The organism is Paraburkholderia acidiphila (assembly GCF_009789655.1).
GTDB classification, from domain to species: Bacteria; Pseudomonadota; Gammaproteobacteria; order Burkholderiales; family Burkholderiaceae; genus Paraburkholderia; species Paraburkholderia acidiphila.
On record NZ_CP046909.1, the window covers coordinates 2,954,979 to 2,980,646 of the forward strand.

25 protein-coding genes and 1 riboswitch are annotated in these 25,668 nt (G+C 65.7%); of the genes, 7 read left to right on the forward strand and 18 right to left on the reverse strand.

The genetic code is table 11. From position 1 onward, the window contains the following. Positions 1 to 23: 23 nt before the first annotated feature. The 4 genes from FAZ97_RS13470 to FAZ97_RS13485 all read right to left on the reverse strand — a co-directional run bounded on the left by FAZ97_RS13470 (position 24) and on the right by FAZ97_RS13485 (position 5,043). Positions 24 to 1,265 (reverse strand): multifunctional CCA addition/repair protein, encoded by a 1,242-nt coding sequence (locus tag FAZ97_RS13470; RefSeq protein ID WP_158758830.1) that lies wholly within the window; start codon positions 1,263 to 1,265, stop codon positions 24 to 26. After that, the gene (locus FAZ97_RS13475; protein WP_158758831.1) at positions 1,262 to 1,912 is read right to left on the reverse strand and encodes a glutathione S-transferase family protein; all 651 of its coding nucleotides are present in this window, start codon (positions 1,910 to 1,912) and stop codon (positions 1,262 to 1,264) included. Before FAZ97_RS13475 ends, FAZ97_RS13470 begins: the two co-directional genes overlap by 4 nt. Positions 1,913 to 1,967: 55 nt before the next feature. After that, positions 1,968 to 2,924: a complex I NDUFA9 subunit family protein gene (locus tag FAZ97_RS13480; RefSeq protein WP_158758832.1), complete on the reverse strand. Its 957-nt coding sequence runs from the start codon at positions 2,922 to 2,924 to the stop codon at positions 1,968 to 1,970. Positions 2,925 to 3,069: 145 nt separating this feature from the next. Then, positions 3,070 to 5,043 carry a lytic transglycosylase domain-containing protein gene (locus FAZ97_RS13485; protein WP_158758833.1) on the reverse strand — a complete coding sequence of 658 codons (1,974 nt, stop codon included), beginning with the start codon at positions 5,041 to 5,043 and terminating at the stop codon, positions 3,070 to 3,072. A 20-nt stretch (positions 5,044 to 5,063) separates the two neighbouring features. On the opposite strand from FAZ97_RS13485, the gene FAZ97_RS13490 reads away from it, so the two are divergent. Further along, positions 5,064 to 5,678 (forward strand): 5-formyltetrahydrofolate cyclo-ligase, encoded by a 615-nt coding sequence (locus tag FAZ97_RS13490; RefSeq protein WP_407671776.1) that lies wholly within the window; start codon positions 5,064 to 5,066, stop codon positions 5,676 to 5,678. Positions 5,679 to 5,705: 27 nt separating this feature from the next. Here FAZ97_RS13490 and FAZ97_RS13495 read toward each other — a convergent pair whose 3' ends face one another. After that, positions 5,706 to 6,218, reverse strand: coding sequence for a winged helix DNA-binding protein (locus FAZ97_RS13495; RefSeq protein WP_158758835.1), 513 nt, complete (start codon positions 6,216 to 6,218; stop codon positions 5,706 to 5,708). Between the two features lie 205 nt (positions 6,219 to 6,423). Between FAZ97_RS13495 and pxpB the strand changes: the two genes are divergently transcribed. The 5 genes from pxpB to FAZ97_RS13520 all read left to right on the forward strand — a co-directional run bounded on the left by pxpB (position 6,424) and on the right by FAZ97_RS13520 (position 10,878). Continuing rightward, positions 6,424 to 7,083, forward strand: a complete 660-nt coding sequence (gene pxpB / locus FAZ97_RS13500) for a 5-oxoprolinase subunit PxpB (RefSeq protein WP_158758836.1) — start codon at positions 6,424 to 6,426, stop codon at positions 7,081 to 7,083. Beyond that, positions 7,080 to 8,159 (forward strand): 5-oxoprolinase subunit C family protein, encoded by a 1,080-nt coding sequence (locus tag FAZ97_RS13505; protein ID WP_158758837.1) that lies wholly within the window; start codon positions 7,080 to 7,082, stop codon positions 8,157 to 8,159. The genes pxpB and FAZ97_RS13505 overlap by 4 nt, the downstream gene beginning before the upstream one ends. 44 nt (positions 8,160 to 8,203) lie before the next feature. Next, complete coding sequence (gene pxpA / locus FAZ97_RS13510) at positions 8,204 to 8,959, forward strand: 5-oxoprolinase subunit PxpA (RefSeq protein ID WP_158758838.1); 756 nt, start codon at positions 8,204 to 8,206, stop codon at positions 8,957 to 8,959. A gap of 219 nt (positions 8,960 to 9,178) precedes the next feature. Continuing rightward, positions 9,179 to 9,928 (forward strand): DUF969 domain-containing protein, encoded by a 750-nt coding sequence (locus FAZ97_RS13515; protein WP_158758839.1) that lies wholly within the window; start codon positions 9,179 to 9,181, stop codon positions 9,926 to 9,928. Then, the gene (locus tag FAZ97_RS13520; protein WP_158758840.1) at positions 9,925 to 10,878 is read left to right on the forward strand and encodes a DUF979 domain-containing protein; all 954 of its coding nucleotides are present in this window, start codon (positions 9,925 to 9,927) and stop codon (positions 10,876 to 10,878) included. Before FAZ97_RS13515 ends, FAZ97_RS13520 begins: the two co-directional genes overlap by 4 nt. Here FAZ97_RS13520 and FAZ97_RS13525 read toward each other — a convergent pair. The 13 genes from FAZ97_RS13525 to FAZ97_RS13585 form a co-directional block, all read right to left on the reverse strand. Then, positions 10,864 to 11,727: a glycosyltransferase family 2 protein gene (locus tag FAZ97_RS13525; RefSeq protein ID WP_158758841.1), complete on the reverse strand. Its 864-nt coding sequence runs from the start codon at positions 11,725 to 11,727 to the stop codon at positions 10,864 to 10,866. The two genes, FAZ97_RS13520 and FAZ97_RS13525, sit on opposite strands and share 15 nt — an antisense overlap. A gap of 129 nt (positions 11,728 to 11,856) precedes the next feature. Beyond that, positions 11,857 to 12,963, reverse strand: a complete 1,107-nt coding sequence (locus tag FAZ97_RS13530; RefSeq protein WP_233271591.1) for a TraB/GumN family protein — start codon at positions 12,961 to 12,963, stop codon at positions 11,857 to 11,859. Between the two features lie 196 nt (positions 12,964 to 13,159). After that, positions 13,160 to 14,194 (reverse strand): peptide ABC transporter ATP-binding protein, encoded by a 1,035-nt coding sequence (locus FAZ97_RS13535; protein WP_158758843.1) that lies wholly within the window; start codon positions 14,192 to 14,194, stop codon positions 13,160 to 13,162. Further along, positions 14,191 to 15,189, reverse strand: coding sequence for an ABC transporter ATP-binding protein (locus FAZ97_RS13540; protein WP_158758844.1), 999 nt, complete (start codon positions 15,187 to 15,189; stop codon positions 14,191 to 14,193). The genes FAZ97_RS13535 and FAZ97_RS13540 overlap by 4 nt, the downstream gene beginning before the upstream one ends. Positions 15,190 to 15,191: 2 nt before the next feature. Then, a complete protein-coding gene (locus FAZ97_RS13545) occupies positions 15,192 to 16,109 on the reverse strand; it encodes an ABC transporter permease subunit (RefSeq protein WP_158758845.1) in 918 nt (305 codons plus the stop codon). 54 nt (positions 16,110 to 16,163) lie between these two features. After that, the gene (locus FAZ97_RS13550; RefSeq protein WP_158758846.1) at positions 16,164 to 17,177 is read right to left on the reverse strand and encodes an ABC transporter permease subunit; all 1,014 of its coding nucleotides are present in this window, start codon (positions 17,175 to 17,177) and stop codon (positions 16,164 to 16,166) included. Between the two features lie 127 nt (positions 17,178 to 17,304). Beyond that, positions 17,305 to 18,939, reverse strand: a complete 1,635-nt coding sequence (locus FAZ97_RS13555) for an ABC transporter substrate-binding protein (RefSeq protein ID WP_158758847.1) — start codon at positions 18,937 to 18,939, stop codon at positions 17,305 to 17,307. 334 nt (positions 18,940 to 19,273) lie between these two features. Then, positions 19,274 to 20,104: a methylenetetrahydrofolate reductase [NAD(P)H] gene (gene metF / locus FAZ97_RS13560; RefSeq protein WP_158758848.1), complete on the reverse strand. Its 831-nt coding sequence runs from the start codon at positions 20,102 to 20,104 to the stop codon at positions 19,274 to 19,276. Positions 20,105 to 20,156: 52 nt separating this feature from the next. Next, positions 20,157 to 20,510: a phage holin family protein gene (locus FAZ97_RS13565; protein ID WP_028203399.1), complete on the reverse strand. Its 354-nt coding sequence runs from the start codon at positions 20,508 to 20,510 to the stop codon at positions 20,157 to 20,159. Positions 20,511 to 20,672: 162 nt separating this feature from the next. Beyond that, on the reverse strand, positions 20,673 to 22,091 hold the full coding sequence (gene ahcY / locus FAZ97_RS13570) for an adenosylhomocysteinase (RefSeq protein ID WP_158758849.1): 1,419 nt from the start codon (positions 22,089 to 22,091) through the stop codon (positions 20,673 to 20,675). A gap of 33 nt (positions 22,092 to 22,124) precedes the next feature. Next, positions 22,125 to 22,244: riboswitch (S-adenosyl-L-homocysteine riboswitch) on the reverse strand. A gap of 73 nt (positions 22,245 to 22,317) precedes the next feature. Beyond that, complete coding sequence (locus FAZ97_RS13575; protein ID WP_158758850.1) at positions 22,318 to 23,088, reverse strand: glycosyltransferase family 2 protein; 771 nt, start codon at positions 23,086 to 23,088, stop codon at positions 22,318 to 22,320. 182 nt (positions 23,089 to 23,270) lie between these two features. Beyond that, on the reverse strand, positions 23,271 to 23,993 hold the full coding sequence (locus FAZ97_RS13580; protein WP_158758851.1) for an LrgB family protein: 723 nt from the start codon (positions 23,991 to 23,993) through the stop codon (positions 23,271 to 23,273). A gap of 38 nt (positions 23,994 to 24,031) precedes the next feature. After that, entirely contained in the window at positions 24,032 to 24,451 is a 420-nt protein-coding gene (locus FAZ97_RS13585; protein WP_233271683.1) for a CidA/LrgA family protein, read from the reverse strand. A 214-nt stretch (positions 24,452 to 24,665) separates the two neighbouring features. Here FAZ97_RS13585 and FAZ97_RS13590 point away from each other — a divergent pair, with 214 nt between their 5' ends. After that, positions 24,666 to 25,613 (forward strand): LysR family transcriptional regulator, encoded by a 948-nt coding sequence (locus FAZ97_RS13590; RefSeq protein ID WP_158758853.1) that lies wholly within the window; start codon positions 24,666 to 24,668, stop codon positions 25,611 to 25,613. Positions 25,614 to 25,668: the final 55 nt, after the last annotated feature.

A 25,668-nucleotide genomic window follows, 5' to 3' on the forward strand; every position in this document is an offset into this window, starting at 1 on the left:
CGCACGCGCGCGATTCTCGCAACTCAGGCCGCAGCAAGCGCGCCTTCCACCGCCGCCACGCGCGCCTCGTGCACTGCTTCCTTGATCTTCTCGGCGCCACCACGCTCGATCGAGCGCGCAATCGCCCCCGCATCTACGCCGCGCGCGGCCACGAGCGCCACGCGCAAGCGTTCGGCCTGCGGATAAGGCGCGTTCTCCCAGTTCAGCCGCCCGCGTAAGTCCGACTCGCAAGACTGCAGCGCCTCGGCAAACCGCGCTGGCTTGCGCAGCGCGTCGCAACGCTCGAGCATGCGCACGAGCGCCGCCGCCCCCATATCCATCACGCGATGCACGTTGCCATGCTCGCGCGCGACCAGCACCGCGAGGTCGCGGCAATCGTTCGGCACGCGCAGACGATCGCAAAGCGGCTTGAGCAGATCGACGCTGCGCCCTTCGTGGCCAATGTGACGCGGCAGCACGTCTTCGGGCGTCGTGCCTTTGCCGAGATCGTGCGTGAGCGCCGCGAAGCGCACCGGCAGCGTGTAACCCTGCGCGGCCGCATGGTCGATCACCATCATCACGTGCACGCCCGTATCGATTTCCGGGTGATAGTCGGCGCGTTGCGGCACACCCCACAGCGCGTCGAGTTCGGGCAGCACACGCGCGAGCGCGCCGCAATCGCGCAGCACCTCGAACATGCGCGAAGGCTTCGCCTCCATCAGACCGCGAGCGATTTCCTGCCACACGCGTTCGGGCACGAGTGCATCGACTTCGCCCGAAGCGACCATCTCGCGCATGAGTTCGAGCGTTTCAGGCGCCACGGTGAAATCGGCGAAACGCGCGGCAAAGCGCGCGATACGCAGAATGCGCACGGGGTCTTCGAGAAATGCGTCGCTCACGTGGCGAAACACGCGGGCTTCGAGATCGCGCGCGCCGCCGAACGGATCGACGACTTCTCCTGTGAGCACGCCACCCGGCTGCACTTCCCGCGCCATGGCGTTGATCGTGAGGTCGCGCCGCGCGAGGTCTTCCTCGAGCGTCACGTCGGGCGCGTAGAAGAACTGGAAGCCGTGATAGCCCGCCGCCGTCTTGCGCTCGGTGCGCGCGAGCGCGTACTCCTCGTGCGTTTCGGGATGCAGAAAGACCGGAAAGTCCTTGCCCACCGGACGATAACTCTGCGCGGCCATCTGCTCGGGCGTCGCGCCCACCACGACATAGTCGCGGTCGCGCACGGGCAGCCCGAGCATCTCGTCGCGAATCGCGCCGCCTACGACATAGATCTTCATTCGTCGTCGCGTTCGTCGTCGGCGACGATGTGTGTTTCGCTGCGCGCGGCTTCCACCCACTCGGCCACCGCGGGCAGCGCGCTCACGCGCTGGGCGTAAGCGGCGGCTTCGGGCGAGAGCTTCGGCTGGTAGCTATTGAAGCGCATGACGACCGGCGCATACATCGCGTCGGCAATGCTGAATTCGCCGAACAGGAAGGGCCCGCCGCTCGCGGCCAGGCACTCGCGCCAGAGCGCGTCGATGCGTGCGACATCGGCGAGCGCGCCCGGCGTGGCACCGGCGCCGGGCTTGACCTTGCGGATGTTCATCGGCATGTGGTTGCGCACTTCGCCGAAGCCCGAGTGCATCTCCGCGCTCACGCTGCGCGCGCGAGCCCGCGCGTTCGCGTCGCGCGGCCACAGCGCGAGCTGCGGGAAGCGTTCGGCGAGCGTCTCGGCAATCGCGAGCGAATCCCACACGGAAAAGCCGTCGTCGGAAACGAGGCACGGCACCTTGCCCGAGGCCGAGAATGCGAGGATCGAGGACTTGGTGCCGGGCTCGTCGAGCTCGATCAGCACTTCCTCGAACGCAATGCCGAAGTGCTTGAGCAGCACCCACGGGCGCATCGACCACGACGAATAGTTCTTGTCTCCGATTACGAGCTTCATTGTTCACATGACCATAGTGAGTTGAAAGAGCCCTGGTTGGCAGGCCGCTTACCGGCTACCGACCAGCGCTGGCGCGAAAGATGTTCAGCCGCGAGCGCAGCGAGGCGTCGGCGAGATAGAGCGGCGCGATCGATTCGATGCTCGCCGGCTCGATATCGAGTTCGGGTGCGAGCGGACCGGTGAGCACGCTGTCCACCTTCATCGAATCGAGATTATCGCGTGTGAGCACCGGCACGCCGGGCGCCATCTCGAACGACAGCGCCTGCAAGCGCCCAAACGCGTCGGGCAGCCGCACGATGCGTGCGTGGCGCCCCACTACTTCGCCGCAATACTGCAGCAACTGCTCGAGCGTGTAGACCGTCGGGCCGCCGAGTTCGTAAGTGTGCCCGCTCGCAGCATCGAGATCGAGCACATTGACGATCGCCTTCGACACGTCGCCCACGAACACGGGCTGGAACTTCGCGTCGGGCATGGCGAGCGGAATCATCGGAAAAAGCCGCTGCAGCAGCGCGAAGCGGTTGAGGAACATATCTTCGGGGCCGAACACGACAGAAGGCCGGAAGATCGTCGTGGCCAGCGCCGTGGCCGCGTGCACGGCCTTCTCGCCGTCGCCCTTCGAGCGCAAATACATGCTTGGCCCGCGCGGGTCGGCGCCGAGCGCGCTTACGTGGATGAGTCGATGTACGCCCTTGCCTTCACAAGCGGCGACGATCCTGGTGGGCAACTCGACGTGCAGTTTCGCGAATCCCGGCCCGTAGGGGTCGCCGCGCCCGCCGTTGAGCGTGCCGACGAGATTGATGACCGCATCCGCGTTTTCGACGAACGCGGCAAGCGCGACCGGATCGGACACATCGGTCTCGATCACGTCGACGGGTAGCAGGGTGAGATGGCGGGCGTTGTAGCGGCGGCGGGTGGCGACGCGTACGTCCTTGCCCGCCTCGACGAGCGCGTTGACGAGATGGCTGCCGATGAATCCCGAACCGCCGATGACCGCAATGGCTTGATGTCGCATCTTCGACCTCCTCGGGCAGACGGCGCCGCCGCGTACGAGGTCCGGTTCGTCCCGCAGCGCGCCGGCCAGAAGGCGGATCGCGCAGCGTGCCGTCATGCCGCGCGATCCGTATGACGGGAAGCGGCGCGGCGCGACGACCCGGCGCTTACGGCGAGATATAGCCGAGACGCGCCTTCAGCGATTGCGGACGGCCCTCGAACAGCGCCGCATAGTAGACCGTGTTCGACAACACGTTTTTCACGTAATCGCGGGTTTCCTGGAACGGAATGGTTTCCGCGAAGATGGCGCCCTCGACGCCGCCCTGCAAAGTCTGGCGCCACGCGCGCGGGCGGCCCGGCCCGGCGTTGTAGCCCGCGGTGGCGAGCACGGCGGAGCCGTCGAACTGATTGTAGATCATCGACAAATAGTTCGTTCCGAGCAGGATATTGGTGTCGAGATCGTTGAGCTGGTCGCGCGACAGCGGGCCGAGCCCGATCTTCTTCGCCACCATCTGCGCGGTGGCCGGCATGATCTGCATGAGGCCGCTCGCGCCGACGCCCGACTTCGCATTGAGAATGAAACGCGATTCCTGGCGGATCAGGCCATAGGCCCATTCGACGTCGAGGCCGTTGGTTTGCGCGTCGCGCTCCACGACGTCGCGGAACGGCGCGATGTAGCGCAGCGAGAAGTCGTGTTCGGTTTGCGTGCGGTCGGCCGTGTTGACGGTGCGGTCGAGCAACTGGATGCGCTTCGCGTATTCGGCGACGGCGAGCAACTGGCGATCGCTCATGCCGCGCAGCGGCCAGTTCCATTCGCGATTGCCTTCGAGCCGAAGGTTCAGCGCGTAGAAGCGCTGTGCGAGCGCGAAGCCCGGCGTTTGCGCGGCCTGGGCGATGTCGGCGTCGCTCACCGTGGTCTTTGGCGGGATCGTGATCTTCTGGCCGAGCTCTTCGGTGGCGAGCTGGCCGTAGAAGTTATAGCCCTGTGAGATCGACGCGAACTCCTTGCTCGCCAAGCCCGTTTCTCCCGCCTGCTTGAGCGCGCGTGCATGCCAGTAGACCCACGACGGTTGCGCGCGCAGCGCGGCCGGCATTTGTTCGATCGACCAGCGCACCATCGTCCAGTCGCCGCCCAGCAGCGCTGCGCGCGTACGCCATTCGTAAGCCGGGTACGAAAGCGGCGCGTTGGCCGAGAGGCGATACCAGTCGAGTGCGGCGGGCAGGCGCTTTTGCGCGCCCTGATAGCCGATCGTGCCCCAGCCGATCGCGCGCTCCGGCGACGTGAGCTGCGGCGCGACGGCGGCATAAGTAGCGGCAGCCATGGCCGGATCGTTACGCGCCATCACAGTGACGGCGAGCAGTGCGAGCTGGTGCGATTGCGGATCGCCGGAAACACCTTGCGCGAGCGTGAGCGGCGGCGTGCTCACCGCCTGGCTGAACGCCGTCGGGTCGGGGCGCTGCGACAGGCCGTCGAGCAGCTTCGCGCCAGCCGAGGTCTGGTTCTGCTCGTAGGCGAGGCGGATCTGCTGCCACACGTCGTCGCTCGAGAATTGACCTTTGATGGCAAGCGCGGTGATGAGATCGACGCAGCCGTCGCCGTAGTAGCGCGGGTCGGTGAGCAGCGCGCGCGCATCGTTTGCGACGTTCTCGCCGCGCGCCGCGCGCGATTCGAGCGCGTAGCACTTCACCTGCGTGTCGTCGTTGAGCACGAAGCGCGGATATTGCTGGTCGAAATTCGCCCAGTCGTGGCGCGCGCCCAGCACGAGCAGATAGTCGTTGCGCAACCGGTCGGCGATCGCCTGGCCGTCGTAGCGCTGCAGGAACGACAGCACCGGCGCATCGGGCGCGTCCACGCGCGCGTGGCCTTGCGAATCGAACAGCTGCGGCTTGAGCTGGAAGTATTCGAGATACGACGGCGCCGGGTAATCGGGAATCATCGCGGCGAGTTGCGCGGCGCGCGCGGGATCGTTATTGCGCGCGGCTTCGCGAAGCTGGATGAAAGTCTGGTCGTCGTTCGAAAGAACTGCGCCTACGGGCAGTGCGACGGGGCGCACGGCGTCCGCCGTGCTGCATGCTACGAGTGCCGCGGCAGTCAGTGCGAGACCGACCACGCGATATACTCGGACAAGGCGTTTGGACATCGTTATTTCTGGAGCGCGAGGTGAACCCAAGCATAGCACGCAACCCTCACACGGAATCCAAAAAGGACTGGCGTGCAAGGCTGCTTCCTCGGCGAATTGAGGCGGCTTCAGACGTGGCAATCGGTGCGGCACTGACGGCTCGACTCGATGCGCTAGTCGCACAATTTTCGCCGCACTCGATCGGGTTCTATTGGCCCTTGCGCGGCGAATTCGATGCGCGCGCCTGGATCACTGGCTGGCTCGCCGCCGGCGCGTCACGGCGCTCCGCCCTGCCCGCCATTCCCGAGCGCCACACGCCGCTCGTGTTCCACGCCTGGACGCCGGACGCGCCGATGCGCGAAGGCCATCACGGGATACTCGAGCCGCAGTCGCAGGAAGTAATCGTGCCCGATCTCCTTCTCGTGCCGTGCGTGGGTTTCGATCGCGACGGCTATCGCTTAGGCTACGGCGGGGGCTACTACGACCGCACGCTGGCTGCCTGGCCCGGCGAGGCGTTGCCCGTCACGGTGGGCATTGCCTATGAAGCGTGCCGCATCGACGACGGCGTGCTCGCGCGCGAAGCGCACGACCTGCCGCTCGACGCCGTGGTGACCGAAGCCGCCACGCATCTTTGCCAACGTTCACGCGAACGCTGAACGCGCCTTAGTTGGCCAAAGCGCGCATCAAAGCGAAGCCGCCGCGCGCGCGGCCGTGTCATAGAGCCCCGACGCATTGCGCATGAGCTGCGCGGCCTCGCCGATCTGCTGGTTTGTGAGGCCGCTTTCCTTGAGCGTCGCGATGAGGCAGCTTTCGCGCACGTCGCGGTAGCGCAGGCATAGCGCCTGCCCTTCGGGCGTGACCGAAAAGAAGACTTCCTTGCCGGTCTTTTCGCTTTTTACATACCCTCTGGAGACGAGCTTCTTCAACGCATACGTGGCCACGTGCGTGTCCTCGATGTTGAGCACGAAGCAGATATCCGCAAGCTTCTTGCGCCGCTCGCGATGGCCGACGTGATGGAGCAGCGACACCTCGATCGGCGTCATGTCCTTCACGCCCGCCGCCGACATGCAGCGCACCATCCAGCGGTTGAACGCGTTGCTCGCCATGATGAGCGCGTACTCGAACTCGGAAAGCTCGGCGCTCGACTCGGAGACGAGATGTTCGGACGAAACGATCTTGGTCGGCTGGCGCGACATGGCAGATAACCCGGTAGTCGGTGGTCGAAGTGGCAAAGCGGCGTGGCGTGAGTGTAATTGCAGCGCGTTTTCGGTGCGCCTGGCGAAAACGCTTATTGATAAATTGTAGATAATTTATCGACAATGTACGCTAGGAAGGAACGGCGTCGAGCGTCTGCCTGCGCAAACTTTCGACCGACCGAACCCGTCCCCTGATCGATCCAACATGCCGAATTCTGACCCTCGCATTTTTCCTCTCGGTGACGAAGCGCTTGTCTGCGAAGCGCCGCCGCCCGCCACGCTCGAGGTCCAGCGCCGCGTCTGGGCCGTCGCCGCGCTCGCGCGCGGCTGGGCGCCGGTGCGCGAAGTGGTGCCCGGCATGAACAATCTGACGATCACCTTCGATCCGCTCTCGGCCGACGCCGCGGCGCTCGCCGGCGCGCTGCGGGAAGCCTGGCGCGACGCCGAAGACGCGAGCGAAGCCGGCCGCGAAATTGAGATACCGGTGGTCTATGGCGGCGACGACGGGCCCGATCTCGAAACGGTCGCGCAGCACTGCTCGCTCGCCGCCGCCGACGTTGCTGCGCGCCACGCCGCAGGCGTCTACACGGTGTTCTTCCTCGGTTTCCAACCCGGTTTCGCTTATCTCGGCGGACTCGAACCCCAGCTGCACACGCCGCGCCGCCGCGAGCCGCGCCTGACCGTCCCGGCCGGATCGGTAGGCATCGGCGGCGAGCAGACGGGCATTTATCCGGCCGCCTCGCCCGGCGGCTGGCAACTGATCGGCCGCACCGCCGCGAAGCTGTTCGACCCCGCGCGCAACCCGCCCACGCTGCTCATGCCCGGCGACCGCGTGCGTTTCACCATCGCGGAGCTCCACGCATGATCGAAGTCTTGCGCGCGGGCCTGCTCACCACGGTCCAGGATCTCGGCCGCCCCGGCTACCGCCATCTGGGCGTCGCCACCGGCGGCGCGCTCGATACGCTCGCGCTCGAAGTGGGCAACCGTCTCGTCGGCAACCGGCCCGACGCGGCTGGCATCGAGATCACCTTCGGCCCCGTCGCGCTGCGCTTCGCGCGCGCCACGCGCGTCGCCATTACGGGCACCGACTTCGGCGCCACGCTCGGCGGCAGCCCGGTCTGGTCGTGGTGGAGCCTGCCCGTGGCCGCCGGCGAAGAACTGGTGCTGAACGGCGCGAAGCGCGGCATGCGCGCCTATGTGTGCGTGGCGGGCGGCATCGACGTGCTGCCCATGCTCGGCTCGCGCAGCACCGACCTCGCGGCGGGCTTCGGCGGCCTTGCAGGCCGCGCGCTCAAAGACGGCGACCGCCTTGCCATCGGCGCCTCGTTCGCGCCGGGCCGCGAGCGCGCGGCGCTCGATCCCGGCGCGCCGGCCTTCGGCGTGAAGGCGCCCGTGTGGTGCAGCTTCGCGCTGGCCGACGAGCCGCATCACCGGCGCGGCCGCCATCCGGACGGCATGGCGTGGGCCGTGCCCGTGCGCGTGCTGCGCGGCCCCGAGTACGACAGCTTCACAGCCGAGGCGCAGCGCGCGTTCTGGTCCGACGAATGGCAGATCACGCCCAACAGCAACCGCATGGGCTTTCGGCTCACGGGCACACCGCTCGCGCGCACGAATGGCGCGGACCTGCTCTCGCACGCGGTGCTGCCTGGCACGATTCAGGTGCCGCCGAGCGGCCAGCCCATCGTGCTGATGGCCGACGCGCAGACCACGGGCGGCTACCCGAAGATCGGCGCCGTGATTCGCGCCGACTGGTGGAAGCTCGCCCAGGTGCGGCTGACCGGCGGCGTGCGTTTCATGGAAGCGACCCCGACCGCCGCGCGTGCGGCGCTGGAAGAGGAACGGGCGTATTTGCGGCAGATCGACGCCGCGATCGCCATGCACGACGAGCGCTATGCGAGCCGCCGCGCGAACGGAGTTTCAAGCGCGGCCGCGAGCGCGTGATTTTCAAGCACTATCGGAAAGACGAGCAGTAAGAGGAACACATCATGACCACTATCGATCTGAACGCCGATCTCGGCGAAGGCTGCGGCTCCGACGAGGCGCTGCTCGACCTCGTGAGCTCGGCCAACATCGCGTGCGGCTGGCACGCGGGCGGCGCCAATGCCATGCGCGAATGCGTGCGCTGGGCCGTGGAAAAAGGCGTGTCGATCGGCGCGCATCCGAGCTTCAACGACCCGGAGAACTTCGGCCGCAAGGAGATGAACCTGCCGCCCGAGGAGATCTACGCGGGCGTGCTCTACCAGCTCGGCGCGCTCTCCGCGATCGCTCAGGCCGAAGGCGGCCGCATCGCCCACGTGAAGCCGCACGGCGCGCTCTACAACCAGGCCGCGCGCGATCCGCAGATCGCCGAGGCGATCGTCTCCGCCGTGCATGATTTCGATCCTTCCGTGACGGTGTTCGCGCTCGCGGGCAGCGGGCTCGTGACGGCGGCGCGCGAGGCGGGGCTCGTCGCGATCGAGGAAGTGTTCGCCGACCGCGGCTACCGCGCGGACGGCTCGCTCGTGCCGCGCAGCGAGCCGGGCGCGCTGCTCGACGACGAAGACACCGTGCTCGCGCGCACGCTCGCGATGATCCGCGAGCAACGCGTGCAGGCCGTGAACGGCGCCTGGGTGCCGCTCAACGCGCAGACCATTTGCCTGCACGGCGACGGCCCGCATGCCCTCGCGTTCGCGCGGCGCATCCGATCGGCGCTCGACGACGCGGGCATCGGCGTGCGCGCGGCAGGCCCAGGCGAAGTCTGACGCTCCCTCGGCTTCAATGCAGCAAGGCGCGCGGCAAACGCCGCGCGCCGCTCGAACGGCAGCACCCAAGGTTTTCGCAAGGCAATCCCCCCGGCAGCGCAAGTTGCAGACGTAGTTGTACCCAGCAGGTTCGTAGTTGTACGAACGGCCATCAGAGCCGCGAAGTCAACGCCGCCACCCGCGGCAATCAACGACAAGCCAATACGTTTGGAGATCCACATGCAGAGCACCGTCAACTTATGGCCGCTAATCGGCGTGGCCGTCATCATCGCCGGCTTCTTATTGCGGTTCAATCCGATGCTGATCGTCGCCGCGGCGGCCGTCGTCACCGGTTTCGCCGGGGGCTTTCCGCCTGGCAAGATTCTCGCCGCCATCGGCACCGGCTTCATCAAGACCCGCAACATCCCGCTCATCATCCTGCTGCCGCTCGCGGTGATCGGGCTGCTCGAGCGCCACGGCCTGCGCGAGCGCGCGCAGATCTGGATCGGCAGCATCAAGGCGGCTACCGCCGGGCGTCTGCTCATCGTCTATCTGCTCGTGCGCGAACTCACCGCCGCTGTCGGACTGACGGGCTTGGGCGGCCATCCGCAGATGGTGCGGCCGCTCATCGCGCCGATGGCCGAAGGCGCGACTGAAAACCGCTTCGGCAAGCTCTCCGACGCCGTGCGCTACAAGCTGCGCGCGTACTCGGCCGCGACCGACAACGTGGGGCTTTTCTTTGGCGAGGACATCTTCGTCGCGTTCGGGGCGGTCGTGTTGATGGTCACGCTGCTCAAGGAAGCGGGCGTGTCGGTCGAGCCGATCCACGTGGCGCTCTGGGGCATCCCCACGGCGATCTGCGCATTTTTGATTCACGGCGCGCGGCTCTGGCTGCTCGACCGCAAGCTCGAACGGGAGCTGGGCGGCTTGCGCAAGGCGGCCAACGCCAAGGCTGCGGCTGCCGACCGGACGCAGGGAGACGAAGCATGACGCTCACCCTCAACTGGCTCTTCTGGCTGCTCGGCATCGTGCTGCTCGTCGTGGGCGGCATGATCGTGATGGACCGCGAGCATCCGCGCCGCTTCACGGCGGGCGGCTTCTGGCTGCTCTACGCGCTCATCTTTCTCGTCGGCGACCTGCTGCCCGCCGAAGTCGTGGGCGTGCTCGTGCTCGCCATGGCGCTGATCGCGGGTCTCGGCGGCGTGACCGCGGCCAAACCCAAGGTGCTCGCGCTCGAAACCCGTATCGCCAGCGCAAAGCGACTGGGCAACAAGCTCTTCGTGCCCGCGCTCACCATCCCCGTGATCACCGTCGTGATCACGCTCGCGGCCAGCCATCTCGTATTCGGCGGCACGCCGCTCTTCGACCCGAAGAACGTCACGCTGATCGGTTTCGGCATCGGCTGCGTGATCGCGCTCGCGATTGCCTGCATCATCACGCGCGACACCGTCGGCCAGTCGATGAAGGAAACGCGCCGCCTCGTCGACGCGCTCTCGTGGGCCGCCGTCCTGCCGCAAATGCTCGGCATGCTCGGTCTCGTGTTCTCGGATGCGGGCGTGGGCAAGGCCGTCGCGCACGTGACGACGTCGTACATCAACATGGACGTGCGCTTCGTCGCCGTCGTGGTCTATTGCGTGGGCATGGCGCTCTTCACGATCATCATGGGCAACGGCTTCGCCGCGTTTCCGGTGATGACGGGCGGCGTGGGCGTACCGGTGCTGGTGGGCATGTTCCACGTCAATCCCGCGATGATGGCCGCCATCGGCATGTTCTCGGGCTACTGCGGCACGCTCATGACGCCGATGGCCGCGAACTTCAACATGGTGCCCGCCGCGTTGCTGGAGCTGCCCGACAAGAACGCGGTGATACGCGTGCAGGTGCCCACGGCGCTTGGCATTCTCGCGGCCAATATCGTGCTGCTGAATCTATTCGGGTTCTGACGGACCGCACGCGCATCGCGCGGAAAAAGCCGGCGAACGCCGGCTTTTTGCGTTCAGGCGGCGCGCAGCGAAGCGGCGTCGAGCGCCTCGCAAAAGTGCGGAAAATGCCGCGCGACGAGTACCTCGGGCAGCAAAAACTGCGGAAAGCATTTCGACGTGTTGTGCGCATGAAGCACGTGCAGGCACAGGCCCGCGTCGTCGGTGACAAGCGCGATGCGCGCCGCGCGAGCGCGCGGCCGTGATGAAGCGTCCGTCTTCGTTGAACGAGCGCGGCTCGAACGGCTGTGCCGCCCACAACTCCTTCGTATAGACGTAGCTGAAGCCGTAGCCCAGATGGTTGTCGGCGAAGGCCGGGTTGTCCTGCGGGAAATTGAGCACCGTCATGGGCTCGGCGCACCAGCAAAAATGCAGGCCGCTCTTGCGCATCAGGTCCCAGTACGCGAACTGGCCGTACACGCAGCTGTACAGGAAGAACGCGCCGAGCTTCACGAACTGCGCGTCGTGCAAGCGCATTTGACCGAGCATCGTGCTCAGGTAGTCGGGCGCATAGACCTCGTCGTCGTCGAAATGCGCGATGACCTCGCCGCGCGCAAGCTCGGCCGCGAGATTGCGCTTTTCGCCAATCGTCAAACGCGTGCGCAGATGGCGGTAGACCACGCGCTCGTCGTTCAGACTCGCCATGAAGGCGCTGGGCGTGTCGCTGTCGTCGATCACGATCCATTCGAGCCCGGGCATGCGCTGCGACGCGAACGAGCGGTACGCAAGCGGCAAGAACGCTTCACGGTTCCAGGTGGGCGTGACGACGCTCACGCAGGGCGCGTTCGCCTGAGCGGCGGACGAAGGGAACATGGTGGCAACCTCAGCAGCACAAAACCCGCATGGTAGGCGCGCGCGCAAGCCGCCGATATCGAAGGTTGACTAAACGAACTGACGTTTGATCGGGCGCAAGGATGCGGCGAGCGGCGCCGAGGCCAGCGTTCAACCCGGATCGACGTTGAACCCACGCTGGCGCAGCAGCTGGAGCACGCCTCTCGGGCCCCCCAGGTGCAGGGCGCCGACGGCCACGAAGAGCGGCTTGTTGGGCGCCACGTATTGCTGCATACGCGCAACGAAGCGCCGGTTGCGCTCGTAGACGATGCGGTTATCGACCGACGCCGCCACTCGCGCGTCGTGCGAAAGCTTTTCGGTGCGCGCCGACTCCCAGGCGGCGATCGCGTCGGCGTCGCCCACGCGCCACAGGTGCAGGAGCGTTTGGACGTCGGACACATTTTGCGCCGGCGTTTGCGCGAGATCCTGGGCGAGCATCTCGCGCTGCTGCGCAAGGCTCAGGTTCGTGAAGGCGCGCATCTGCTCGGAAAGCGTCTCCAGCCCGACGATGCGGCGGCCCTTCCAGCGCAGGAACACGTTCTGCAGTTGCGCCTCGGTGCCGTATTCGGTCTGCAGACCGGCGCTCAGCGAATCGTAGGTTTCCACGAGCAGCGCGGCGAGCCACGGCCGCATCTTGCGGATTTCGGCAAGCGCTTCGGGATTGCCGCGCATGCGCGCCTCGAGTTTCTGCCACAGCGGATCGGGCAAGAGGCCTGGCAGGCACGGCTTCTTGCACACCCCGTATTTCGAGACGTCGTCCTGGGAAACGAGCAGATCGTCGGGGGAAAGCTCGAGCGCGAGAATGGGCGACGCGGCGAGCGCCGCGAGAATCGGTGGCCGAAACGGCTGGCCAGGCGGGTAGTCGGCGGGGTCGCCCACATGGAGCGTGCCGAGCAGATAGATCGTGAGATTGCCGCGCGTGGCGACGTAGAACGGCATGCGCGCAGGCTGCGTGCGCACCGGACCGCCAGCCGTCGTGCCGGAGGCGTAGCTCGGCACGGCAGGCGCGGCATGAAAGCCGGGAATGCCGCCGTTCGAGCCGCGCGCAGCACCTGGCGGCACGGGCACGGCCGGCCGCACACCGGGCGTGTCCGCGACGGCGCCACCGGCGAATGCATCGCCCGGCGCGCCTGCGAGCGTGCCGAGCGCGAACGCCAGCAAGAGCGCTGCGCTCGACGCCGTCTTCAACGCCGCGCGCAACGCCACAGCAACTGCCACAACGAACGCCAAACCCAAAACCACACCGAATGTCACGCCACCAGCCGTAGACAGCCCGGCAACCACGGCAAAAGCGGCAGCCGGAACGATTGAAAGAGCGGCGGAGAAAACGGTGGAAAAAACAGTGAAAAAGGCGGCGCGATGGCCGCCCATCAACTGGCGGCGCGTAGCATTAAAGCGACGCGCCGCCGTCGCTTCAGGCCGGCATAGGCCGCCCATCCTCTTCCCCCACCTCCTCTGCACGATGGCAGGATACCTGACGGCCGTCCACTTCGCGAAGTGCAGGAACTTCCTTACGACACCTGTCGATCGCGTATGGACAACGTTGGTGGAACGTGCAACCAGAAGGCGGGTTGAGCGGCGAAGGCAGTTCGCCCTCGAGCTTGATCTTCACGCGGCGGTCCGCTTCGAAAATCGCGGGCGTGGCCGAGAGCAGCGAGCGCGTGTACGGATGGCGCGGGCGCGAGATCACTGTGTGCTTGTCGCCGAGTTCCGCCACGCCGCCCAGATACATCACCATCACGTCGTCGGCAACGTGCTCGACCACGGCCAGGTTGTGCGAAATGAACACATAGCTCGTGCGGAACTGCTCCTGCAAGTCCATGAACAGATTGAGAATCTGCGCCTGGATCGAGACGTCGAGCGCGGAAACCGGCTCGTCGGCCACGACGATCTGCGGGTCGAGGATCATCGCGCGCGCGATCGCCACGCGCTGGCGCTGGCCGCCCGAGAACATATGCGGATAGCGCTTGGCGTGCTCGGGCCGCAGGCCGACGATGCGCATCATGTGCGCAATGCGGTCCGCGCGCTCGTTCGCCGTAAGACGCGTGTTGATGGCGAGCGGCTCACCAAGCGTCTGCTCCACGGTCTTGCGCGGGTTGAGCGAGGCGAACGGGTTCTGGAACACCATCTGCACGCGCCGGCGCAGCGCGGCGATCTTCGCCGCGTTTGCGTGCGCAACGTCCTCACCGTCGATGGTGAGCTTGCCCGAGGTGGGCGGCTCGATCATCGTGAGCTGGCGCGCGAGCGTCGATTTGCCGCATCCCGACTCGCCCACCACGGCGAGCGTGCGCCCGCGCGTGAGCGAGAACGACACACCGTTGAGCGCCTTCACCGTACCGGTGCCGAACATGCCGCGTTTGACGCTGTAGTGCTTCTTGAGATCGTCGGCTATGAGAACCTTGTCGTCGCCATGATCCTCATGAGCCGCGTGTTGCTGGACTGCGTTCATCGCGCGCCTCCGTTGGATTGAGTCACCACCGCGTTCAGCGGCTTGATGCAGCGCACTTGCGCATTCCCGCTCTCGTCGGTCACTACGCCGAGCGCAGGCCGCGCCTTCATGCAGTCGTCCACCACGTACTTGCAGCGCGGCGCGAAGAGGCAGCCGCTCGGCCGGTCGTCGCGGCCGGGCACCATGCCGGGCAGCGCGGCAAGCCGCATCGCCCCCTTGTTGTGCTCGGGAATCGCGGCGAGCAGCGCTTCCGTGTACGGATGATGCGGACGCGAAAAGATGTCCGGCACGCGGTTCGTTTCGATGATCTCGCCCGCGTACATCACCGCCACGCGCTGCGCGACTTCCGAAACAACGGCCAGATCGTGCGAGATCAGCACGAGCGCCATGCCGCGTTCCTTCTGCAGCTTGACGAGCAGTTCCATGATCTGCGCCTGGATCGTCACGTCGAGCGCCGTGGTGGGCTCGTCGGCGATCAGGAGCTTCGGGTTGCACGCCACGGCCATCGCGATCATCACGCGCTGGTTCATGCCGCCCGACATCTGGTGCGGGAAGTTGTCGATGCGGTTCTTCGCATCGGGAATGCCCACCTGGTCGAGCAGCTCGAGCGCGCGCGCATGCAGCGCCGAGCCGCGCAGGCCCTCGTGCAGCTTGAGCACTTCCTTGATCTGATAGCCGACTGTGTAGCTCGGGTTCAGGCTCGTGAGCGCGTCCTGGAACACCATGGCGATGTCCTTGCCCACGATGCGGCGGCGCTCCTTGCCGGTGGCGTTGAGCAGGTCGCGGCCATCGAACGTGACCGAGTCGGCGGTGACCTTGCCGGGGGCGTCGATCAAGCCCATGAGGGCCATCATCGTCACGCTCTTGCCGGAGCCCGATTCGCCGACGATACCGAGCACTTCGCCCGGCGCCACGGAAAGATTCACGCGGTCCACGGCGGGCAGGCCGTTGAAGTTCACGGCCAGATTGCGGATAGTCAAAAGGTCTTGCGTCATGATCAGGCCATCCGCTTGAGCTTGGGATCGAGTGCGTCGCGCAGCCCGTCGCCGAGCAGGTTGATCGCGAGCACCGAAATGAGGATGGACAGACCCGGCATCGTGACAATCCACCATGCGCTGTCGATATAGTCGCGCGCCGAGGCGAGCATCGCACCCCACTCCGCCTTGGGCGGCTGAACGCCGAGGCCGAGGAAGCCGAGCGCGGCGGCGTCGAGAATTGCCGAGCTAAAGCCGAGCGTCGCCTGCACGATCAGCGGCGCCGTGCAGTTGGGCAGCACCTGCGAGAACATCAGGCGCAGCGTGCCCGCGCCCGCCACGCGCGAAGCGGTCACGTACTCCTTGTGCAGTTCGCCCAACGCCGAACCGCGCGTGAGACGCACGTAACCCGGCAGCGCCACGATCGCGATGGCGAGCATGGTGTTGGTCAGACCCGGGCCGATGATCGCGACCACGGCGACCGCGAGCAGCAGCGAAGGCAGCGCGAGCAGCACGTCCATGAGACGCATGATCGGCGTATCGGCCCACTTCTCGAAGAACGCGGCCACGAGACCGAGCACGATGCCCGGAATCAGCGCGAGCACGACCGAGACGCAGCCAATCCACAGCGAGAGCCGCGCGCCGTACATGAGACGCGAGAGGATGTCGCGGCCCGCTTCATCGGTGCCGAGAATGAACTTCCAGTTGCCGCCGTCGAGCCAGGCGGGCGGAATCTTCACGTAATCGCGGTATTGCTCGATGGGGCTGTGCGGCGCGATGAGCGGCGCGAAGATCGCGATGAAGATCAGCGCGAGCACGATCAGGCCCGCGCCCACGGCGCCCTTGTTGCGCGAGAAGTTCGCCCAGAATTCGCGCAGCACGAGCGCGCGACCCGAAGGCGGCGTGACGGCGCGAGGCACGGTGTTCTGAATGTCAGCCATCATGCCTCCTGGTGCTGAATGGTGTGTTGTGGGGTTCGCATTTTCATGGCTCGCTTACCTCGTATGTCGAATGCGTGGGTTGAGCACGCCGTACAGCAGATCGACGAACAGGTTCACGACGATCACAAGCGTCGCGATCATGAGAATGCCGCCTTGCACCACCGGGTAATCGCGCCGGCTGATCGCGTCGATCAGCCATTTGCCAATACCGGGCCAGGAAAACAACGTTTCGGTGAGCACCGCGCCCGCGAGCAGCGTGCCGACCTGAAGGCCGATCACCGTCACCACGGGGATCAGCGCATTGCGCAGCGCATGCACGACGATCACGCGCACGGGCGAAAGACCCTTGGCGCGCGCGGTGCGGATGTAGTCCTCGCGCAGCACTTCGAGCATCGACGAGCGCGTCATGCGCGCGACCACGGCGAGCGGAATCGTGCCGAGCACGATGGCCGGCAGGATCAGGTGGCTCACCACCGAGCGGAACGAGCCTTCGTCGGTGCCGGGCAGGAGCGAGTCGATCAGCATGAAGCCGGTCACGTGCGGAATGTCGAATTCCACGGCGATGCGGCCCGACACAGGCGTCCAGCCGAGCTTCGACGAGAACACCATGATGAGGATGAGCCCCCACCAGAAGATCGGCATGGAGTAGCCGGTGAGCGCGGTGCCCATGACGCCGTGATCGACGACGGTGCCGCGCCGCAGTGCCGCGAACACGCCAGCGGGCAAGCCGACCGCGAGCGCGAAAATGAGCGCGCAGAGCGACAGCTCGACGGTGGCGGGAAAGCGCGCGAGAAACTCGCCCATCACGCTCGTGTTGGTGATGATCGAGGTCCCGAGGTTGCCGTGAATGGCATGCCAGACGTAGTGGAAATACTGCATCGGCAGGGGCTCGTCGAGCCCCAGGCGGTGCATCGCCTCGGCGTGCATTTGCGGATCGACGCCGCGCTCGCCCATCATCACTTCGATGGGGTCGCCCGGAATCAGGTGGATGAGCGCGAACGCAAGGATCGTGATACCGATGAACGTGGGTATCACCATGCCGATGCGGCGCAATACGAAGCGGAACATGTGGTGTTCCCCCAAAAGCTTGAAATGAAACGCAACCGGCGACAGGGGCTCGTGACCCCGGTCGCCGGACCATATTTCGCTCGCTTTCCGATCAGGTGAAAGCTGGGCGAAAACTACCCGATAAACCTTACTGCATGCTCACGCCGTCGAAGCGCGCGTAGCCGAGCGGTTCGATGCGCATGTCGATCACCTTCTTGCTGACCGGCTGATAGACGGTCGAGTGAGCGATCGGCGAGAACGGCAGTTGCTGCGCGAAGATGTGCTGCGCGTCCTGGTAGAACTTGGTGCGCTGCGCAACGTCCGACGTCTGGCGGCCCTTCTGGACCAGTTCGTCGAACGGCTTGTAGCACCACTTGCCGAAGTTGTTGCCGTTCACGGCCTCGCAGCCGAGCAGCGTGCCGAGCCAGTTATCCGGATCGCCGTTGTCGCCCGTCCAGCCGATCAGCATCGAGTCGTCCTCGCCCGCGTGCGCGCGCTTGATGTACTCGCCCCACTCATACGTGACGATCTTCGCCTTCACGCCGATCTTGGCCCAGTCGGCCTGGATCATTTCCGCCATCAGGCGTGCGTTCGGGTTGTAGGCGCGCTGCACGGGCATGGCCCACAGCGTGATCTCGAAACCGTTCGACACGCCAGCCTTGGCGAGCAGCGCCTTGGCCTTCTCCGGGTCGTACGCGTTGGCCGGCAGGTTCTTGACGTAGGACCATTGCGTCGGCGGCATCGGGTTGGTTGCGAGCTGGCCCGCGCCCTGGTACACCGAGTCGATGATCGCCTTCTTGTTGATCGCCATGTCGAGCGCGTGGCGCACGTCCGCGTTGTCGAGCGGCTTGTGCGTGACGTTGTACGACAGGTAGCCCAGGTTGAAGCCCGGCTGCGACGGCATCGCGATGTTCGCTTCGGCCTTCAGCGGCGCGATGTCGGCGGGACGCGGATAGCTCATCACCTGGCATTCGTCGCGCTTGATCTTCTGCACGCGCACGCTCGCGTCCGGCGTGATCGAGAAGATCAGCTTGGAGATCTTCACCGCGCCCGGCTTCCAGTAGTCAGGATTGCCGTCGAAACGGATCGTTGCGTCCTTCGTGTAGCTCTTGAAGATGAACGGGCCCGTGCCGACCGGATTCTGGTTCAGGTCGGCAGCCTTGCCGGCCTTCATCAGCTGATCCGTGTATTCAGCCGAGAGAATCGAGGCGAATTCCATCGCCATGTTCTGGATGAACGGCGCGTTCGGCTCGTTCAGCGTGAACTTGACCGTGTACGCGTCGACCTTCTCGACCTTCGCGATCAGCTTGTCGAGGCCCATGTCCGTGAAGTACGGGAACGAGACCGGGTACGCCTTGCGGAACGCGTTGTTCGGGTTGAGCATGCGGTCGAACGTGAACACGACGTCGTCGGCGTTGAATTCGCGCGAGGGCTTGAAGAACGACGTGGTCTGGAACTTCACGCCATGACGCAGATGGAACGTGTAGGTCTTGCCATCAGGGGAAACGTCCCACGATTCTGCGAGGCCCGGTTCGACCTTCGTGCCGCCGCGTTCGAATTCGACGAGACGGTTGTAGACGGTGAACGTGTTCGCGGTGAAGTCGGTGCCGGTCGTGTATTGCGCCGGGTCGAAGCCAGCGGGGCTGCCTTCCGAGCAATAGACGAGCGTCTTGTTCGGAATGCTTTGCGCGGCGTGCGCGAGGGGGGCTCCAGCAATCGATGCCGCTGCGAGCGCCACGAGAGACGTCAATCGGGCAGCGCGCAACAGTTTGTTTTCTTTCATGTTTCCTCCAGTTCAATGCCGGCTTGCGCCAGCGTGGCGTGATCTTACTTGAGCACGTGCCGCAGTCACAAGCAAGCCAAAAGTCCCGTCGCCTGTGGAAAACGCCGGTTGACAGGATCGCTTGTTGCCGCATGGTGCGGCGCAGCGTAGACCTTGCCCCTTTTTATTGCGCCGGAACGCGACAATCACGCGCCGAATTGACGCGCGTTCCGGGGCGGCCGTGCGTTCCTGATGCACGGCACCCAGATCGCCCTACCCCCAAAAAAAACCGCGCGGCCCGGGAGTCCGGGAACCGCGCGGTTTGTGGCCGCCTGGCTTGTCGACGGCGAGCGTCCTAGAACCCCAGCCGCTCGCAGATCGTTTTGGTGGCTTGCGCCGCGTTGAGCGTATAGAAGTGGATGCCCGGCACGCCCGCCTCCATGAGGCGGCGGCACAGGTCCGTCACCACGTCGAGCCCGAACGCGCGAATCGACTCGCGATCGTCGCCAAAGCTTTCAAGACGCTTGGCGACCCAGCGCGGCACTTCGGCGCCGCACATTTCCGAAAAGCGCATGAGTTGCGAGTAGTTCGTGATCGGCATGATGCCGGGCACGATCGGAATATCCACGCCCAGCTTCTTCGCGTCGTCGACAAAGCGGAAATACGCATCCGCGTTGAAGAAGTACTGCGTGATCGCCGAATTCGCGCCCGCCTTCACCTTTTGCGCGAACGCTTCGAGGTCGTGGCGCGGCGAGCGCGCCTGCGGGTGGTACTCGGGATACGCCGCCACTTCGATGTGGAACGCGTCGCCCGTTTCCTCGCGGATAAAGGCAACGAGTTCCGACGCGTAGCGCAGCTCGCCCACCGCGCCCATACCCGAGGGCAAGTCGCCGCGCAGCGCGACGATGTGGCGGATGCCGTGCGAGCGGTACTCGCCGAGAATCGCGCGCAGGCTTTCTTTCGAGGAGCCGATGCACGAGAGGTGCGGTGCCGCCTCGATGCCTTCCTTCGCGATATCGACGACGGTGTCGAGCGTGCCCTGTTGCGTCGAGCCGCCCGCGCCGAACGTCACCGAGACGAACTTCGGCTTGAGCGTGGCGAGCTGGGCGCGCGTGGCGCGCAGCTTTTCCACGCCGTCCGGCGTCTTCGGCGGGAAGAATTCGAATGAGAGTTCGATCGGTTTCATGTTGATGAGGCCAGTGAGGCCAGGCCGCGCACGTGAGCGGCCCGGGCCCGCATCAGCCGAGGCTGCGGTTGCCGAAAATCAGCGCCGAAAGCAGCCACGAGACGATGCTGTACAGGATCGAGCCGAAAAATGCCGACCAGAAGCCCGACACCTCGAAGCCCTTGAGGAGCGACGCCGCCAGCCAGAAGCACAGTGCGTTCACCACGAGGATGAACAGACCGAGCGTGAGGATGGTCACGGGCAGCGTGAGCACGATCAGCAGCGGGCGCAGCACGGCGTTGATGAGGCCGAGCACGATCGCGACGATGAGCGCGGTGCCGAAACTGCGAATATGGATCGACGGAACGAGCCAGGTGATGATCAGGAGCGCGAGCGCGTTGATCAGCCAGGTCAGCAGCACGGTCATAAGGACTCCTTTTGCGTCGTTGCTTTTGTATCGCCAGGTGCCGGCGGCGGATGCCGCCCGCGATCCCGGCACGTTGCGCGTGCGGGGATTGGGGTCAGCATCCGCCTGACCGCTTAAACGCGGCTTAAAACTTCGAGCCGCGTTGTAGCGCGTTTGTATCGATCAGTAACGGTAGTGGTTCGGCTTGAACGGACCGTTCTTGTCGACGCCGATGTACGAAGCCTGGTCGTCGGACAGCACGGAGAGGTTCGCGCCGATGCGCGCGAGGTGCAGGCGCGCGACCTTTTCGTCCAGGTGCTTCGGCAGCACGTACACCTTGTTCTCGTACTTGCTGCCTTCGACGAACAGTTCGATCTGTGCGAGCGTCTGGTTCGTGAACGAGTTCGACATCACGAACGACGGGTGGCCCGTGGCGCAGCCGAGGTTCACGAGGCGGCCTTCGGCCAGCAGGATCACGCGCTTGCCGTCGGGGAAAATGATGTGGTCGACTTGCGGCTTGATGTTTTCCCACGTGTACTGGCGCGTCGAAGCCACGTCGATTTCCGAGTCGAAGTGGCCGATGTTGCAGACGATCGCGTTGTGGCGCATTGCCTTCATGTGGTCGTGGTTGATCACATGGTAGTTGCCCGTTGCCGTCACGAAGATGTCGGCCTTGTCGGCGGCGTACTCCATCGTCACGACGCGGTAGCCTTCCATCGCGGCTTGCAGCGCGCAGATCGGATCGATTTCCGTAACCCACACGGTCGCGCCGAGACCACGCAGCGATTGCGCGCAGCCCTTGCCCACGTCGCCGTAACCGGCCACGACGGCGATCTTGCCCGCGATCATCACGTCGGTCGCGCGCTTGATGCCGTCCACGAGCGATTCGCGGCAGCCGTACAGGTTGTCGAACTTCGACTTCGTGACCGAGTCGTTGACGTTGATGGCCGGGAACGGCAGACGGCCTTCCTTCTCCATCTGGTACAGGCGGTGCACGCCCGTCGTCGTTTCTTCGGTCACGCCCTTGATGTGCGCGAGGCGCTTCGAGTACCACGTCGGGTCGATGTCGAGGTGCGCGGCGATCGACTTGTACAGCGCGACTTCTTCCTCGTTCGTCGGCTTGGCGATGACCGAGTGGTCCTTTTCAGCCTTCGAGCCGAGGATCAGCAGCAGCGTTGCGTCGCCGCCGTCGTCGAGAATCATGTTGGCGAATTCGCCGTTCGGCCATTCGAAAATGCGGTGCGAGAACTCCCAGTATTCGTCGAGCGATTCGCCCTTGAATGCGAACACCGGCACGCCGCCCTGCGCGATGGCAGCGGCTGCGTGATCCTGCGTCGAGAAGATGTTGCACGAGGCCCAGCGCACGTCGGCGCCGAGCGCCGTCAGCGTTTCGATCAGCACGCCCGTCTGGATCGTCATGTGCAGGGAACCGGCGATGCGCGCGCCCTTGAGCGGCTGCTGCGCCTTGTACTCTTCGCGCGTTTGCACGAGGCCCGGCATTTCGGTCTCGGCGATGTTCAGTTCCTTGCGGCCCCAGGCGGCAAGCGACATGTCGGCGACGATGAAATCTTTGGCTTGATCTTGCGGAACTGCGGCGTTCATCACGCCCTCCTTTCTAAAAGTGACTAGAAATTAAAGACGTGAGCGCCGTTTTCAGTGCGGGGACTTCAGGGCATCGCGCCCTCGAATCGACCGTATTGAGCGCCTTCGAGCCTGGCGGATTACAGAAAACCCGTCGCAACGCTCCTCGAAGACGAGGCGTGATTGTAGCAAATTGAGACGGCCAGCAGGATGACACCCGTGCGACGGACCGGGTGCGGTCGCCGCCTCAAAGGGCCGGGCTGCGCAAGCCTAGCTCGCGCGTCTGCTGCACGCTCGCCATCGCCGTGGCGAAATAGGCTTGCGAGGCGCGCTGCGTTTCGCCCTGCAGGGCCGCCTGCGCTTCGCTCAAGCCCAGTTGAATGCTCAGATGGCGTTCCGCGGGCATGCCTGCGCGATAGTGCAGACGCACCCGCTTCGCGTCGATCAGGCGGCGCTGCCCGAAGACCTCGCTCAGCGCCCATGCGAACGCGCCCTCTTCGCCGCCGTGCCGGCGAAAGGTTTCGTCCATGGGAAAGCCGCCCAGCGCGAGAAAGGCGCCCCGCCGGATCACGAGACTGCTCGGCACCGTGTTGCTGATCGCTTCGGTATGCCTGGCGAAATCGGGGTGCGTGGCGAGCCGGTCCGGAAAGCCGGCGTACTCGACGTCGAGCCGAATCGCAGCTTCATGCGGATGCCGCTCCAGATGCGAGTGTGCGGCGGCGAGCGCGTGAGGCAGGTACTCGTCGCCCGCGTCGAGAAATGCGATATAAGGCGTGGCCGTCTGGAGTGCGCCCCAGTTGCGTGCGCGGGCGGCACCGCCCGAGTCCGGCATCTGCACGAGGCGCACGCGGGGTTCGCGCATCGCATGGACGCGCGCGATATTAGCCGAGGCGTCGGTCGAGCCATCGTCGACGACGAGAATGCGTTCGGCTTCGGGCTGCGCGAGACAGCTGTCGAGCGCGCGGGCAAGCGTGGCCGCGCCGTTGTGGCACGCGACGATGATGGTGATGGGTTGCATGAACAGGATGAGGGTGACAGGAAACACGCGTCAGACGCATCCGAGAGCGGCTGACACGACAACGCGGCGAATCCTACCCACGTCCGGAAAAGGCCCATCCTGATAAAGTCCGCCCGCGTGGCAGGCGACCGCGCCCCGGGCTACGGCGCCCCCAGCTAGGCGCCCCCAGCTAGGCGCCCCCATCAAACCGGCAGGAACCCCAGCGCCGGCGCGAGCAGCACCATCACCACGCCCGCGATCATCATTGTGAGGCTCGCCACCACGCCCTCTTCGCTGCCCAGCTCGCGCGCCTTCGCCGTGCCGACGCCGTGCGCCGCCGCGCCAAAGAGCGCGCCGCGCGCAAGCCGCGTGCGCAGCGGCACGAGGCCGAGCACCAGTTCGCCGAACAGCATGCCGCACACGCCCGTGGCGATCACGAAGAGCGCGGTGAGGTCGCGCGGCGCGTGAATCTTGTCCGACACCGCGAGGGCGAACGGCGTGGAGATCGAGCGCGTCATCAGGCTGCGCTGCAGATCGGGCGAAAGGTGCAGGAGCTTGGCCAGCGCGAGCGAGCCGCCCACCGCCACGACGATGCCGACCGTCACGCCCACCGTGAGCGAAATCCAGTGGCGCTTGAGCAGATCGCGGTATTCGTAGATGGGCACCGCGAACGCCACCGTGGCAGGGCCGAGCAGCCACATGAGCCAGCGCGTGTCCTGGAAGTACACCGGGTAGGGAATGTGGAGCACCAGCACGAACACGCCCAGCACTGCCGGCACCGCGACGAGCGGCGTAAGCCACGGCGAGCGAAAGCGCGCATAGAGCGCCTTCGAGGCGAAATAGAGCGCGACGGTGAGGATGAAACAGCCGGCGGCGATGAGCCGCGCTGCGTCGTCGGCGAACAGGGACGCGTAAAACGTGTTCATGACGGAATCACCCTCTCTCTATTCAGGACTTAGCGGCCTCAAGCCCGCGCCAGATGGCGCGAAACACGCACACGGCGCAGCGCGAGGCGCCGCTCGAGCTTCGCAGCCTGTTCGACCGCGAACGCCACGGCCACCATCACCATCAGCGTGCCGCCGACCACCACCAGCGCGAGGCGCCAGCCGTCGGCGCGAAACAGGCCGCCGTATTTCACGGCTGCCACGGCGGCCGGGATGAAGAACAGCAGCATGTCGGAGAGCAGCCAGTCAGCGCCCGCCTTCACCCAGCGCGGCGTGACGCCGCCGCAAAAGAGCAGCGCGAGCAGCAGCACGAGGCCGACCACGCCGCCCGGCACCGGCAGGTGCGTGACGCGCGTGAGGGTGTCGGCGGCGTACCAGACGCCCGCGAGCAGCGCCGATTGCACGGCAATACGGCCGATGCGGCGCCCGAGGCTCGCCATGCCGCCCACGTTGCGCGCGGCGCTTTCAGAGACTTTCGCGGTCGTGTTCGAGGTAGTCATGGCAAACCCTAAGTGACACTGGAATGGAAGTCAGTATAGGGTGCAGCGCAGCATAAACATAATGACTTAAGATCATCTGCTACATTCCATATTGGAATGCACCAACTCAGCACCCGGCTGAGTGTGCTTCCTGCACATTTGTGGAGTCCCGATCGTGGAACTGCGCGCGCTTCGCTATTTCATCGAGGTGGTGCGGCAACAGAGCTTCACCGCCGCAGCCGAAAAACTGCACGTCACGCAGCCGACCATTAGCAAGATGGTGAAGGCGCTCGAAGACGAGACCGGCACGCAGCTTCTGCTGCGCGATGCGCGCCAGATGGTGCTGACCGACGCGGGGCGCATCGTCTACCAGCGCGGCCAGGACGTGCTCGCTGCCCAGGCGCAGCTGCAGGCCGAACTCGCCGATCTCGGCACGCTCGGGCGCGGCGAACTCACCATCGGCATCCCGCCGATGGGCGGCTCACTCTTCACGCCCGCCATTGCCACGTTCCGCCAGCGCTATCCGAAGATCGAGCTCAAGCTGTTCGAGCAGGGCTCGCGCGCCATCGAAGCCGCGCTGATCTCGGGCGAGCTGGAACTGGGCGGCGTGCTGCTGCCCGTCGATCCCGCGCTCATCGACGTGTTGCCGATCTCGCACGAGCTGTTGTGGCTCGTCGCCCGGCGCGGCTCGCGCTGGGACAACAAGCTCGCCGTGCCGCTCGCGGAGCTGGCCGGCGAACCGTTCGTGTTCTACGGCGAGAGCCTGGCGCTCAATGACGTCGTGCTGGGCGCGTGCCGCACAGCGGGCTTCGTGCCGCAGGTGGTGGGGCGCAGCGGCCACTGGGACCTGATGGCGGCGCTCGTGCTCGCGGGCGTGGGCATCGCACTGCTCCCCGCGCCCTATGTGCGCCGCCTCGACGCCGAGCGCTTCACCTGCCTGCCCGTGAGCGAGCCGCAGATCACCTGGGACATGGCGATCGGCTGGAAACGCAGCGGCTATCTCTCGCACGCGGCACGCGCCTGGCTCGACGTCGCGCGCTCGGAGTACGGCAAGCCGTTCACGTTTCTCGATGACTTCGTGCATCCGCCGGGGATGGAAAAGCGGCCGAGTAAGCCCGGTTGACGGGCCGTGCCATGAAAAAAGCCGCCCGGCTCGCGCCGGACGGCTTCTCGCAACG

Bases quoted from the DNA above. Each gene is read 5' to 3' on its own strand.
- FAZ97_RS13470 (WP_158758830.1), bottom strand. From the start codon at position 1,265: ATGAAGATCTATGTCGTAGGCGGCGCGATTCGCGACGAGATGCTCGGG.
- FAZ97_RS13475 (WP_158758831.1), bottom strand. From the start codon at position 1,912: ATGAAGCTCGTAATCGGAGACAAGAACTATTCGTCGTGGTCGATGCGC.
- FAZ97_RS13480 (WP_158758832.1), bottom strand. From the start codon at position 2,924: ATGCGACATCAAGCCATTGCGGTCATCGGCGGTTCGGGATTCATCGGC.
- FAZ97_RS13485 (WP_158758833.1), bottom strand. From the start codon at position 5,043: ATGTCCAAACGCCTTGTCCGAGTATATCGCGTGGTCGGTCTCGCACTG.
- FAZ97_RS13495 (WP_158758835.1), bottom strand. From the start codon at position 6,218: ATGTCGCGCCAGCCGACCAAGATCGTTTCGTCCGAACATCTCGTCTCC.
- pxpB (WP_158758836.1), top strand. From the start codon at position 6,424: ATGCCGAATTCTGACCCTCGCATTTTTCCTCTCGGTGACGAAGCGCTT.
- FAZ97_RS13505 (WP_158758837.1), top strand. From the start codon at position 7,080: ATGATCGAAGTCTTGCGCGCGGGCCTGCTCACCACGGTCCAGGATCTC.
- pxpA (WP_158758838.1), top strand. From the start codon at position 8,204: ATGACCACTATCGATCTGAACGCCGATCTCGGCGAAGGCTGCGGCTCC.
- FAZ97_RS13515 (WP_158758839.1), top strand. From the start codon at position 9,179: ATGCAGAGCACCGTCAACTTATGGCCGCTAATCGGCGTGGCCGTCATC.
- FAZ97_RS13520 (WP_158758840.1), top strand. From the start codon at position 9,925: ATGACGCTCACCCTCAACTGGCTCTTCTGGCTGCTCGGCATCGTGCTG.
- FAZ97_RS13525 (WP_158758841.1), bottom strand. From the start codon at position 11,727: ATGTTCCCTTCGTCCGCCGCTCAGGCGAACGCGCCCTGCGTGAGCGTC.
- FAZ97_RS13535 (WP_158758843.1), bottom strand. From the start codon at position 14,194: ATGAACGCAGTCCAGCAACACGCGGCTCATGAGGATCATGGCGACGAC.
- FAZ97_RS13540 (WP_158758844.1), bottom strand. From the start codon at position 15,189: ATGACGCAAGACCTTTTGACTATCCGCAATCTGGCCGTGAACTTCAAC.
- FAZ97_RS13545 (WP_158758845.1), bottom strand. From the start codon at position 16,109: ATGGCTGACATTCAGAACACCGTGCCTCGCGCCGTCACGCCGCCTTCG.
- FAZ97_RS13550 (WP_158758846.1), bottom strand. From the start codon at position 17,177: ATGTTCCGCTTCGTATTGCGCCGCATCGGCATGGTGATACCCACGTTC.
- FAZ97_RS13555 (WP_158758847.1), bottom strand. From the start codon at position 18,939: ATGAAAGAAAACAAACTGTTGCGCGCTGCCCGATTGACGTCTCTCGTG.
- metF (WP_158758848.1), bottom strand. From the start codon at position 20,104: ATGAAACCGATCGAACTCTCATTCGAATTCTTCCCGCCGAAGACGCCG.
- FAZ97_RS13565 (WP_028203399.1), bottom strand. From the start codon at position 20,510: ATGACCGTGCTGCTGACCTGGCTGATCAACGCGCTCGCGCTCCTGATC.
- ahcY (WP_158758849.1), bottom strand. From the start codon at position 22,091: ATGAACGCCGCAGTTCCGCAAGATCAAGCCAAAGATTTCATCGTCGCC.
- FAZ97_RS13575 (WP_158758850.1), bottom strand. From the start codon at position 23,088: ATGCAACCCATCACCATCATCGTCGCGTGCCACAACGGCGCGGCCACG.
- FAZ97_RS13580 (WP_158758851.1), bottom strand. From the start codon at position 23,993: ATGAACACGTTTTACGCGTCCCTGTTCGCCGACGACGCAGCGCGGCTC.
- FAZ97_RS13585 (WP_233271683.1), bottom strand. From the start codon at position 24,451: ATGGCGAGCCTCGGGCGCCGCATCGGCCGTATTGCCGTGCAATCGGCG.